This window comes from Boseongicola sp. (genome assembly GCF_057460485.1).
This window is the reverse complement of record NZ_JBVCWP010000099.1, coordinates 1-12,771: the sequence shown is the minus strand read 5'-3', so window position 1 is coordinate 12,771 and position 12,771 is coordinate 1. Positions and strand designations below refer to the sequence as shown.

Sequence of the window (12,771 nt, the reverse complement as noted above, 5' to 3'; positions counted from 1 at the left end):
TCCCGCAGCCCCTTGTGAAATCACCTCTACAACCGCGCGCCCGTCAAGGCCTGCCTTATCGGCGAAATGAAGCGCTTCGCTCAGCCCCTGTACCAGACCGGCAATTGCAATCTGGTTGCACATTTTGGTCATCTGACCTGCGCCGCTTTCGCCGATGCGGCGGCAGATCTTAGAATAGGCCTGCAGAATAGGTTCCGAGCGATCAAACGCCCCCTGATCCCCCCCACACATGACCGAAAGCTGACCGTTCTCCGCGCCCGCTTGACCGCCCGAAATAGGCGCGTCGACGAATGACACTGCTATGCCGTCGGCAGCCGCATATAACTCACGCGTCACAGCGGCAGACACCGTCGTGTGGTCGACAAAGACGGCGCCGGGCTTCATCCCTAAAAACGCACCATCGTCGCCAAGGCAAACCGAGCGAAGATCGTCATCATTGCCCACGCAGGACATGACAAACTCGGCGCCATCTGCAGCCGCGCGAGGCGTGAGCGCTTTTGCGCCTCCATGCTGCGCCACCCAGTCTTCAGCTTTCGCTGCGGTGCGATTAAAAACCGTTACATCGTGGCCCTCGGCCGCCAAATGGCCAGCCATGGGATAGCCCATAACGCCCAGCCCCAAAAATGCACACTTCGCCATAGCATCCTCCCTTGTCATCCATTGTTCTGCGGGCTTTACCTAGTGGACAGGCAACCGCAGTCAACAAGGTATTCATGCTCAGTCTTTTCCGCTGGCTCACCCGAATAACCACAGGACTGGTCATGTTCGCGCTTGCGGCCTCCATTCTGCTGTACTGGTTTTTTTCGAGATCAATTCCCGACTACACCCACAATTTCAGGGTCGCCGGTATAAGTGCACCAGTCGAAATTGTGCGCGATAACGCAAATGTGCCGCATATTTTCGGCCAATCGGACACAGACGTCTACTTCGGACTTGGGTTAGCCCACGCACAAGATCGCTTGTGGCAAATGCTGCTCTTAAGACGCACCGCACAGGGGCGCCTAAGCGAGTTGTTCGGGCAAAAAACCGTCAGAACAGATCGGCTTTTGCGCAGGCTTGATCTTTATCCTTTGGCCGTGAAGTCCGTCGCGGCACAAGACGCATATACAACCGCGGCCCTTCAATCTTATGCATCGGGCGTCAACGCCTGGCTACGCCAGGTCAATGAGGGCGCACTTGGTCGAGGTGCCCCGGAATTCTGGCTGTTCGAGCCAAGCATCGCCTTATGGCAGCCCGCCGACAGCCTTGCGATTGGCAAGCTGATGGCTCTCTCGCTGACCGACCATGTCCAGCGCGAAGTGTTGCGCGCGCGCATTTCCCGTATCCTGTCCGATGAGAGGCTTTCAGATATTCTGCCCGACACGCCGGGACAGGCCCTCGCGTCTCTGCCCGAATACGCCTCCCTTTTTGACGCGCCTCTTCCAAGTTTTGCCCACCTGAAAAATCAGCCACACGACCCAATGTCACCCGTGAAAGCCAGGGGATTGGCAGGGGCGTCAAACGCATGGGCCGCAACTCCCGCGCGTTCGGCCGCTGGCAGCACCCTTCTGGCAAACGACCCCCACATGGAACTCACAGCACCCACGATCTGGTATCTTGCGCGCATGGAGCTGGAAACCGGAGGCGTCATCGGCGGCACATTTACGGGAAGCCCGGCGGTTGTTGTCGGGCGCTCAGATGCGCTTGGGTGGGGGCTAACCAATTCTTACGCAGACGACCAGGACGTCTTCATCGAAAAAGTGAACCCCGACAATCCGGAACAAGTCCTGACACCGGAGGGCTGGAAAACGCTTCAATCACGCCAGTCGATCGTCAACATCAACGACGCGGAACCCATCAGGCTTACCCTTCGATGGTCCCAAAACGGACCCATCCTTGAGGGAAGCCAGTACGGCTTGGCCGCCATCACGCCGGCGGGTCACGTCGCATCAGTGGCATGGACAGCGCTCAGCGGGGAAGACACCTCTATTCAGGCGCTCTTGAAAATAATGCGCGCTCAAGACCTTGATGCAGCCATTTCCGCAGGCGAAGACTTCGTTGCGACGTCCCAAAACCTGACCGTCGTCGACCGCGAAAGTGCGGCGATGAAAGTGATCGGGAAACTTCCACGCCGCGCCGCACGCCACCAGACCCAAGGCCGTATGCCGGCCCCCGGCTGGCTGGCCGAGAACCGCTGGCAAGGCACGATGTCTTATGCCGCAAATCCAGAGTTTCGCACGCCCGATGGCGGTATTGTTGGCAATACGAACAACAAATCCATCGATCGGCCCTTCCCGCTTCATGTTAGTTTTGACTGGGGCGACACGCAGCGCGTTCAACGATGGCAGCGCCTGATGCAAACCCGCGAAGTCCACACCCGCGAAAGCTTTATCGAGGCGCAACTTGATACGGTTTCGGTCACTGCACGCACCCTGCTGCCGCTTGTTGCACGCGATTTGTGGTTCACCGGAGAAGCCGCCGTCGACGGCACACCCGAACGCCAAAGGCGCCGCGCCCTTGATCTTTTGGCGGAATGGAACGGCGAGATGAACGAGCATCTTCCCGAGCCTCTGATCTACGCGGCCTGGATGCGTGCCTTGCAAGATCGCCTGATCCGCGATGAGCTTGGTCCTCTGACGGAGCAGTTCCAGCGCCCCGAACCGATCTTCTTGGAACGGGTCTACCGCGATATCGACGGTGCTTCCGCATGGTGTGACGTCATCCAAAGCGCGCCAATTGAGTCCTGCTCAAATCTTTCCCGGCTTGCTCTCGATGATGCAATCTTGTGGATCGAAGAACGCTATGGCCCGGCTTTGGAAAGCCTGCGTTGGGGGGATGCCCACGAGGCGACCCATAACCATACGGTGCTTGGGGATGTCGGGTGGATTGCGTGGCTGGTAAACATTCGCCAGTCCACCAGCGGCGGCGATCAAACGCTTCATCGGGGGCAGACCCGCGGCAGTGGCCCCGATCCGTTTCAGAACATTCACGGCGCGGGTTATCGCGGCGTTTACGATTTCGCCGACCCCGACAGCTCAGTTTTCATTATTTCCACCGGGCAATCGGGCCACCCGCTTAGCCGCCACTATGACGATTTAGGCGAGCTTTGGCGGCGCGGTGAATACATTCCGATGACCCTGAACCAAGACCTCGCCCGCGCCGGTGCCGTCGGCATCACCCGGCTTACTCCGGCCAATTAACGCCGTCTTTTTGCTTCTTGCCCGACAAAAAAACGCGTTAAGATTACTATAAGCAAAAGGAGCACACCATGCCGCTTTTGCTCTGGCCGCGAGGCGATAGCAGCAGCAGTGCAGGAAACGCGTCACTTAACGCGTCCAATACAAATAAGCAGCCAACCTCACTGCTTACGTTCAGCGCCGATACTAACAATGATGGCACCGATGACGGCGGCCTGAAGCTTGATTTCACGCTGGATGGCAGCAATGATCCGGACACTGTGATTTATTTCGACACCAACGGCGACGGCGCTTTGGATTCCGGGCCGATCAGTTTCATGATGGACTTTGGTGGAACGCTTCCTTCCACAAATAAACTCAATGGTTTGGCCCCGAATAATACCGACATTCGCGGCGAAGAGGTCGTGATCCTCACCCTGGTTGACGGAACGCGGCTTTTCTTCCTGCGAGGTTTTTTCTTTGATCCCGATGGCCCGAATGCCGCAACCAAGTCACAAGACACATTCGACATAATGGACGACTTCCCGAATGGCGCACACAATTTGGGTAACCTCTTCGTCTGCCACGTCTCAGGAACGCAGAACTACCCCCTAACCGCGGCGTCCCAGTGGAAACCCTGAAAGTCGGAGACCTGATCGTATCGGAGGACGGGGCCGCAAAGCCGGTCCTTTTTATCGGATGCCAAACCTTCAATGCCCAATCGATCAGGGCTTTTACCCAATTGTGCCCCGTCACAATCGCCAAGGGCACCACTGCCACGTCCACACCGTTGCACGATCTGCACGCTTCTCCCCAACATCACATTCCGGTCCGAGCCCCCGAACTGCAAACGCTCTGCGGGTTTGACGCGGCCTTCGTCGCCGCCCGCGACATGCCCTACGCCCGTCCAGGCTCCGCCACCGAAACCACCTATGTCAACTTGGTATGCGCGCCCCATACATGCATCCGTGCGAATGGATGCGAAAGCGAGACCCTATTTCCCGGCGATACCGCGCTTTTATCAATGTCACTGGATGATCGCCGCGATATTCGCGCGGCCCTAGACGCCGGCTTAACCCAGAAAACCGCATATCCTTGCCTTACAGCGCAAGAAGCAGCGGTTTGCCGTTCAGCCATTCAAAGCCGGGAAAAGCGGGCTGCCTGAACTGACGTCCAATTCACGGTAAGTTCGACGCCGTCTTCCGAACGAGTTTCGGACAAAACGATCCCCTGCTCATAGGCCCAGGCACGTTTCTTGCCGTCCGCGTGATCAATCTCAACCGTCGCGACCTGACGATCCAGATCAAGCTTTTCGGTGACGGCCAGAACAAACTCCTCAACACCCGCTCCAGTCAGCGCCGAGATCGCCTGGATGTCGTCCTTGCGCAACGCTTCCGCCTCGCGCGCCGCGCGGGCTTCGTCGTCCAACACGTCAATCTTGTTCCAAATCTCGATCTGAGGGGTCGCCTCCTGGACACCGAGATCATTCAGAATACCCAAGACATTCGCCGATTGATCATCCGTCTCGGGATGTGAAATATCGCGCACGTGCAAAATCAGATCGGCCTCAAGCACCTCTTCTAAGGTCGCGCGAAAGGCGGCGACCAACTGTGTCGGCAGATCCGAAATGAAGCCAACCGTGTCCGACAAGATCACTTCTCGCCCGGTGGACAATTTGATCGCCCGCATCGTCGGATCAAGAGTGGCAAATAACATGTCCTTGGCCACCACGTCCGCGCCCGTCAAACGATTGAACAGCGTCGATTTCCCAGAGTTTGTGTAGCCAACCAACGCCACCACGGGAAACGGCACTTTCGCGCGCGCCGCACGGTGTAAGGTGCGCGTTTTCACAACTTTTTCCAACTGACGCTTCAACCGCGACAGCTGTTCGTCAATGGCGCGCCGGTCCGCCTCAATCTGAGTTTCACCGGGCCCACCCACAAAGCCCAAACCTCCGCGCTGCCGTTCAAGGTGAGTCCACGCTCGCACAAGACGGGTCCGCTGATACGTGAGCGCCGCCATTTCGACCTGCAAAACGCCTTCCCGCGTTGCGGCACGATCCGAGAAAATTTCTAGGATCAGTCCGGTGCGGTCCAAAAGCTTGGTTTTCCACTCGCGCTCAAGATTGCGTTGCTGCACCGGTGTGAGCTGACCATCGATAAGAACCAAGCCGATGTCATCGGCTTTGATCCTTTGACCCAGCTCTTCCACCTTGCCCGAGCCAAACAAAGTTCCAGGTGTTGGTTTCGGCAATCTGATGGAGTCCGCGCCGACAACCTCAATTCCGGGCAAAGCAACTGCAAGCGAAACAGCCTCATTAAGCGCAAACGTCGCGTCGCGCCGATTCCTGTCGCTCGTTATGTCGGGGTGCAGAACAAGGGCGCGTGTCGCCCTCGCTTCTGTCTCACCCACGCTTATTCTTCGCCGTCATACAGGCTAATTGGCTGTGCGGGCATAATCGTGGAGATTGCGTGTTTATATACAAGCTGGGACTGACCATCCCGGCGCAGTAAAACACAAAAGTTATCAAACCATGTAATCACGCCCTGAAGTTTGACGCCATTGATAAGAAAGATGGTAACCGGAACCTTGGTCTTTCTGACATGGTTCAGAAATGCATCCTGCAAATTCTGTCTATCCGAAGCCATGAGATTTATTGCCTTTTTTCTTGCAAACGTTCGAGCGCCATCGAGACGCCAAGTTAGAGAACCCACTATGGATCGCATCCAAAAGACTTGCTAGCCCAAAAGAATATTTCGAACCGCCTAAATTCTAAGCAGGGTTAACGCCAGAATTCCGGGTTCAACAGGGCGATAATTGCCAGGGTCTCCAAGCGGCCAAGCACCATGGCTGCCGCTATAATGGCCTTGGCGCCAGGGGCTAATGCGATCAGATCAATCGGCTTGTCGGCGGCAACATCGACCAATGGTCCGGTTGTGGACAGACCTGCGATCGTCAACACAAGAGCTTCTTCAAACGTGAGACCGAAAAACGCCAGGGCCGTCGATATCGTGGCGATCGACAACGCGAATAGCATGAAAAACACCCAAGCCACATAGGCGCCCTCCCGTCGAAAACGACGTGCGACCTGCCCCGAACCGCCAACCGAAGACGGTGAGACCAGCTTATCCATCTCGCGTTGGCCGTGCTTCACAAGGGCATAAACCCGAAGAAGCTTTACGCCGCCCGCAGTCGTCGCAACGCCGCCGCCGAAAACCGCCAGCCCCATAAGCACAAGTCCAGCCGCGTCCAGCCCCGACCAGGCGCGGGCCTCACCCCAAGCCGAGCTTTCAAATCCCGTGGTCGTCAGGAATGACGCCACGGTGAACACCGCGCCCCAAATCCCGACGATCCCTTCAATTACCGTCACGTCCGAGCCGTCTTCGATCGTCGCCAGCCAATGACGCAAAAATAAAAGTGCGGGCAAAATAGCAATCAGTGAAATCCCCAGCCGCAGTTCAGGATCCCGGATCAACGCGGGCCAGCCATCCTGCCTGCCATCCGAGGTAAATGTCAGGCGCGACAGGGCGAACACCAGAAATATTAAAATCAGAAATTCACCGCCATATCCCGAAGTTGCCCCCGCGACGCCCCCCTCAATAGGCGAAATACCGGACGTCGACAGCGTCGCCATCGCGTGGCAGATCGCCACGAGCGGCGTATCTCCGGCAAGCATCAAAGCCACCCAAAGAACGGCCGTCAGCCCGCCATAGATCGGCGCAAGGCGCGCGGCAAACCGCGCCAGACGCTCCGAGGATCCTCCGATATGATCAAGGCGAACCACTCCGCCCTTCTGATCCCGACTAGATTCAGTCGCCGCAACAACTTCGAAACCGGCCAGGTTCAGTGGTGCGAAAACTGCAATTGCTGCGACCCACATGAAAAATCCACCAAGCCAGCCGACCAATGCACGCCAAAGGTGGACACTTGGCGGCAAGCGATCAGCCTCAAACAGCGTCAAACCCGTCGTGGTCAAGCTCGACACCATTTCGATGTAAGCATTGCCAAAAGTCGTATCCGTCACAACCTCGCTGAACGGCACCGCCAACATCGCAGGCAACGCCGCGAAAAGTGCGAATAGCGAGATCAGATGGCTGCGTCCTTGCCGTCGAATATTGTAGTTCGATGTGCCCAAGGCAATCATCGTAAACAGGAACAAAAACATGACGCAGGAATATAAAAATGCCCGCGCCGTCACCAGATCACGGGTCACATAGGCATGAACCGCGGGCACCAACATCGCCAAAGCGCCCAAGCCAACCAACAGGACGATCAGCGGCAATCGCGTTGCCCAAAGCATCAGAAGAAGTCGATCGAGACCTGAAACAGCCGCTCGACCTCCGGAACGTCAGACGCCATCGTAAAGACCACAATCACATCGCCTTCTTCGATCCGCGTGGTTCCGGTGGGCTTCACGACCTTTTCGCCTTTCATTACGGCCCCAACCAATACACCTTCGGGAAAGTCGATCTCGCGAATTAGTTTTCCCGACAAAGGGGATGTCGTCAAAATTTGAGCTTCGATCACTTCGGCTTCAGCGTCTCCGATGGAATATACGCCGCGCACCCGGCCATGCCGGATGTGACGCAGGATCGAGGATACGGTCGTGCCGCGCGGGTTGATGTAGGCATCAATATGCAAGGGATCCATCAAAGGCAAAAGCGTCGGATCGTTGACCAGCGCAATCGTCAAAGGGCACCCAGCTTGCTTGGCACGCACCGATGCCAGAAGATTGGTCTTATCGTCGTCCGTAACTGCCAGCACAGCGTCCGCCCGCCCTACGCCAGCCTCTTCCAACAGCTCGGTGCTTAGACCGTCGCCGTTTAGAACAATCGTCCGCTCCAAAGCGTCTGCGGCCCGTTCCGCGCAGTCGCGGTCGCGCTCAATGATCTTGACACGAAGCCGCTCGGCCCGGCCTTCAAGCGCGCTGGCAACAGCAAGCCCAACATTCCCGCCCCCGATGATCACGATCCGTTCCTGCCGGCGCACGACCTTGCCAAATATCTCGAACGTCCGCTTCACGTCCTGGACATGACTGATTACGTATATCTGGTCATGAGCAAAAAGCTGATCGCCGGGTTCAGGGGCAAACAAGCGGCCGTTGCGGCGCACACCTACGACAATCGCCCGCAGCGTTGAAAACAAATCCGTCAATTGTCGCAAGGGCGTGTCCAGCACCGGACAATCTTCGTCCAGCAAAATCCCAAGAAGCTGCGCCTTGCCGTCGAGAAACAACTCGGTGTCAAACGCAGCAGGCGCCGAAAGCCGCCGCAATGCCGCCTCAGCAACCTCACGCTCGGGACTTATAACCACATCAATCGGCATGTGATCGCGCCGGTACAGATCAGAGTAAATCGCTGTCAGATAGCTTTGAGCCCGCAGCCGCGCGATTTTGCGCGGCACATCAAACACTGAATGAGCTACCTGGCAGGTCACCATATTGACCTCATCAGAGTGCGTCGCAGCAATGATCATATCCGCATCGCGCGCCCCCGCCCGCTCAAGAATATCCGGATAACTCGCGTGTCCGGCAATACCCTGCACATCCAGTGCATCCGTGACGCGGCGCACAAGATCAGCATTGTAGTCGACGACCGTCACGTCATTGCGCTCACCAGACAGATGGCGTGCAATTTGCCAGCCCACCTGACCCGCTCCGCAGATGATAACCTTCATATCTGCCCCTCGGCCGACGTTGTGGCGATCTTGGTGACACGGTGTTGCCCCGCAATCAAGAGATCGCCTTGTACAATGAAACCGCTCATTTCAGCGCGCGCTGCCTGAATGGATCACGCGTCCTCTTCCGCGTCTTCGACGACAGTCGCAAACCGAGCCCCTGCGCGGTTCGACGTGACCACATTCAAGGACTTCAATTTACGGTGTAACGCCGAACGCTCCATGCCGACGAAACCTGCAGTACGGCTGATGTTGCCGCCGAACCGGTTGATCTGGGTAAGAAGATACTCCCGCTCGAACATCTCGCGCGCTTCCCGCAGAGGCAAGGTCGCTAGACTGCCCGAAAGCACAACGCGGTTCTCGTCGGTTTCTTCAACTTCATTGCTGGTTCCGGGAATTTCGGACGCAGAAATATCGCCCTTGTCAGACCCAAGGATCAGCACGCGCTCGATAACATTCTTCAACTGCCGAACATTTCCAGGCCACGAAATCGTCTGAAGCATTGCAATCGCATCGTCAGACAGCGCACGCAGTGGCATCCCTTGCGACTTGTTGAAACTCGCGATGAAGAAATTCGCCAATTCCGGGATATCCTCACGGCGCTCAGCAAGCGATGGCACATCAATCGGCACGACGTTCAGACGATGGAACAACTCTTGACGGAACGTGCCGTTTTCGACCTCACCCTCAAGGCTGCGCGTTGTCGACGAAATCACCCGCAAATCAACCCGCACCAAGTCACCGCCACCGACGCGCTGAAATTTTTGCTCGGTCAGGACTCGCAGGATCTTCGACTGCGTCCCAAGCGGCATATCCGCAATCTCATCAAAGAAGATGATACCGCCGTGCGCTTGCTCCAAAAGACCGGGCTCAATTCCACGGCCGGTGCCTTCACGGCCAAACAGAACTTCTTCCATCCGGTCGGGTTCGATCGAAGCCGAATTGACCGTCACAAACGGCCCCTCGGCGCGGTTGGAATTGGCATGAATGAACCGCGCTGCAATCTCTTTGCCAGCCCCCGCAGGCCCCGTCAGCATCACTCGTCCGTTGGACTTAGTGACCTTGTCCAACTGCGCTTTCAAAGTGCGATAAGACTGACTTGAGCCGACCATATCTGTGGTTGTGACGTCCTTGCGGCGCAGGTCAGTATTTTCACGTCTCAGACGTGATGTCTCCATTGCGCGCGTTACGACCACCATCAACTGATCGATATTAAAGGGCTTTTCGATGAAGTCGTATGCCCCCTGCTTGATCGCCGCGACGGCAATCTCGATGTTTCCATGACCCGAAATGATGATCACCGGCACATCCGGGTTGTCGCGCCGCACCGCTTTCAGGATATCAATCCCGTCCATCTCGCTGTCCTTCAGCCAGATATCGAGCACCATCAACGACGGTGCTTCCTTGTTCATTTCTGACATCGCCTCCTCCGATGTCCCCGCAAGCCGCGTCGTAAAGCCTTCGTCTTTCAGGATATCGGAAATCAACTCGCGAATATCACGCTCGTCATCCACTATGAGAATATCGCCCATCAATGCCTCCTTGATTTTATCATTCAGCGACCGCCAGGTCGCCGGCTTTTTCCTGCGCTGCCGAAAGCGGCAACACGATTTTTGCAGCCGCGCCGATCTGGCCCGACTGGTCCAACGAAGCCGCGTCAACCAATGCCAACGTGCCTCCATGTTCTTCGATAATCTTCTTCACAATCGGCAACCCAAGCCCGGTGCCTTTCTCGCGCGTCGTCGCATAAGGCTCAAACAAAAAGGAGCGATCGTCGGGAAGTCCGATACCGTTGTCGCTGATCGTGATATGAGCAGCTCCATCCCTGACCTCCATCTCCAGATGAACCCGCCCTTGAAATCCATCAGGGAAACCCTTCTTTTCTCCAAGCGTTTCAATTGCTTCACCGGCATTCTTAATAATGTTTGTCAATGCCTGCCCGATCATTGTCGAATCCAAATCGGCAAGGACCGGCGCGTCAGGAAGATCAGACGTCAAAGACACGCCTTCAATTGCGTCCTCCTGCAGCAACATGGCGTCCGCGACGAGTTTCCTCAGGTCATGGATCGACTTTTCAGGCTCCGGCATCCGCGCAAATTTCGAGAACTCATCCACAATCCGGCGCAGATCATTCGTCTGACGCACAATCACGTCGGTCAAATTCTCAAGCAGCGCCGCGTCTTCACCGGCGCTTGGGACGAACTTTCGACGAATACGTTCGGCCGACAGTTGTATTGGCGTCAACGGGTTCTTGATCTCATGCGCAATCCGACGCGCCACATCCCCCCAAGCCGCCATGCGCTGCGCGGTAACTAGATCGGTGACATCGTCAAAGGCGATCACGTATCCGGCGTCTTCGCTCTCGGTGGTACGTCGTTCGGCGATGCGGACAAGCAGCGTTTCAGCGACGCCCCTCCGTGATATGCGTACTTCTTCCTGTGCGGTTTCGCGGCCACTGGCGCGCAGCTCTTCCAGCAAAGACACAAACTCTGGCACAATCACATGCAAAGGCGCCTCAATTTCGGTGGGTGCGTCCGTGCGCAGGATGCGTTCCGCTGAACGGTTAATGAAGCTAACGCGCCCTTCCGCATCCAGCCCGATCACGCCTGCAGTCACTGACGAAAGCACGGAGTCAAACAGGCGGCGTCGCTCCTCAATCTGACGGTTCGTGTTTAGCAAAGCGTCGCGTTGTCCCTTCAGTTGACGTGTCATCTGGTTGAATAAGCGCCCCACCATGGCGATCTCATCTTCGCCCTGTTCCTCGGGAATCTGAACATCCAAATCACCCGCACCGACGCGCTGCGCCGCCCCTGCAAGCCGCCCGACGGGTCGCGATAATCGTTCTGCAAACCACAACCCCAGCCAGATTGCCGCCAGAATCAGAATCACCGCAAATCCAAGATACAAAAGGCCAAACTCAAAGACGACACGCCCGCGCTCGGCCTCAAGCTGCGTATAAAGTTGCGCTGTTTCCTCGGCTTCATCCAAAAGCCCAAGAATGCGGCCATCCACATCCCGGCTGACGTAAAGATAGCGGTCCGGGAACGCAGTAAGACGCAAAAGGGCGCGGAACTCGTTCGTCGCCAAATCCTCGATAATGACCGTCTGCCCATCCCGTGCCGATACTATGTCCAGGCTTGTTGGCTCCTCAAAGTCAAAAAGATACGATCGCTCGCCGCGGGTGCGGATATCGCCTGTACCATCAATGACAAAGGCCTCCCGCAAGCCTCTCTGGATTTGCCCCTGCCCTTGCCCAAGAAGCTGGCGCAACTCTGCATCAGACACAAAGACCGAGCGTGTCCGCGCCGCGTTCAGGAAGCGCGCCAAAACATTTGCGTCTTCACCAAGATCGCGCCTCTGATCTTCCTGATAGGCCTCCGCCGCCGCCAAGGATGCCCCCACTACGCCCCTAACCCGATCCGAAAACCAGCCCTCAAGGCCGATGTTGATCGTTAAACCGGCGAACACAGCGACTGTTACGGTTGGAATAAGCGCGATGATCGCGAACACGCCGGTCAGGCGCAGGTGCAGGCGAGAACCAGCCGATTTTGCGCGCCGCGCTGCTATCATCGTAGCGATCCGCGAAAAGACCAACGCCGCGACAAGCAGCACATAGACAAGGTCGACTAGCAAAACGAGCCGCAATGAAAGGGCCGAAGACGTGCGGTCTAGCGGCCCCAAAACCATGAAAGTCGCCAGCGCCAGGACCGGGCCCAAAACCACAACGCCAAGGGTCGCCGCATTTTGAACACGTCGCATCCGTCTGAGACGGATCAGTTTTTGCCAAGTTAATGCCCGTGCGCGCCCCGCCACCCGGACCCTCCATATAATGTGCCACGCTGAGTGGCGACCGCTCTATATTGGCGACGCTTTATCCACAGTTACGGATTGGCCACTCTCTGTTGCGGTTTTACATCAATTTGCGCCTCCGTGTCACGCG

At 56.9% G+C, this 12,771-nt stretch carries 10 protein-coding genes; 3 read left to right on the top strand and 7 right to left on the bottom strand.

All coding sequences use genetic code 11. The annotated features are described in order from the left end of the window. On the bottom strand, positions 1–639 hold a 639-nt coding region (locus tag AC221Y_RS12545; protein ID WP_486707429.1), incomplete at its 3' end, for an NAD(P)-dependent oxidoreductase. 74 nt (positions 640–713) lie between these two features. Here AC221Y_RS12545 and AC221Y_RS12540 point away from each other — a divergent pair. The 3 genes from AC221Y_RS12540 to AC221Y_RS12530 all read left to right on the top strand — a co-directional run bounded on the left by AC221Y_RS12540 (position 714) and on the right by AC221Y_RS12530 (position 4,320). Continuing rightward, positions 714–3,179 (top strand): penicillin acylase family protein, encoded by a 2,466-nt coding sequence (locus AC221Y_RS12540; RefSeq protein ID WP_486707428.1) that lies wholly within the window; start codon positions 714–716, stop codon positions 3,177–3,179. 68 nt (positions 3,180–3,247) lie between these two features. Continuing rightward, entirely contained in the window at positions 3,248–3,796 is a 549-nt protein-coding gene (locus tag AC221Y_RS12535) for a hypothetical protein (RefSeq protein WP_299753855.1), read from the top strand. Beyond that, complete coding sequence (locus AC221Y_RS12530) at positions 3,784–4,320, top strand: Hint domain-containing protein (protein ID WP_299753856.1); 537 nt, start codon at positions 3,784–3,786, stop codon at positions 4,318–4,320. The genes AC221Y_RS12535 and AC221Y_RS12530 overlap by 13 nt, the downstream gene beginning before the upstream one ends. Here AC221Y_RS12530 and hflX read toward each other — a convergent pair. From hflX to AC221Y_RS12500, 6 genes are all read right to left on the bottom strand, one after another. Then, entirely contained in the window at positions 4,293–5,567 is a 1,275-nt protein-coding gene (gene hflX / locus AC221Y_RS12525) for a GTPase HflX (protein ID WP_299753857.1), read from the bottom strand. The genes AC221Y_RS12530 and hflX overlap by 28 nt on opposite strands. Positions 5,568–5,569: 2 nt before the next feature. After that, positions 5,570–5,803 (bottom strand): RNA chaperone Hfq, encoded by a 234-nt coding sequence (hfq, locus tag AC221Y_RS12520; protein WP_299753858.1) that lies wholly within the window; start codon positions 5,801–5,803, stop codon positions 5,570–5,572. Between the two features lie 134 nt (positions 5,804–5,937). Then, on the bottom strand, positions 5,938–7,437 hold the full coding sequence (locus AC221Y_RS12515) for a TrkH family potassium uptake protein (RefSeq protein ID WP_366141712.1): 1,500 nt from the start codon (positions 7,435–7,437) through the stop codon (positions 5,938–5,940). Positions 7,438–7,454: 17 nt separating this feature from the next. Next, on the bottom strand, positions 7,455–8,831 hold the full coding sequence (gene trkA, locus AC221Y_RS12510; protein WP_299753860.1) for a Trk system potassium transporter TrkA: 1,377 nt from the start codon (positions 8,829–8,831) through the stop codon (positions 7,455–7,457). A 113-nt stretch (positions 8,832–8,944) separates the two neighbouring features. Continuing rightward, a complete protein-coding gene (gene ntrX, locus AC221Y_RS12505; RefSeq protein ID WP_299753861.1) occupies positions 8,945–10,363 on the bottom strand; it encodes a nitrogen assimilation response regulator NtrX in 1,419 nt (472 codons plus the stop codon). A 19-nt stretch (positions 10,364–10,382) separates the two neighbouring features. Further along, positions 10,383–12,644, bottom strand: coding sequence for a sensor histidine kinase NtrY-like (locus tag AC221Y_RS12500; protein ID WP_486707427.1), 2,262 nt, complete (start codon positions 12,642–12,644; stop codon positions 10,383–10,385). Positions 12,645–12,771 lie beyond the last annotated feature (127 nt).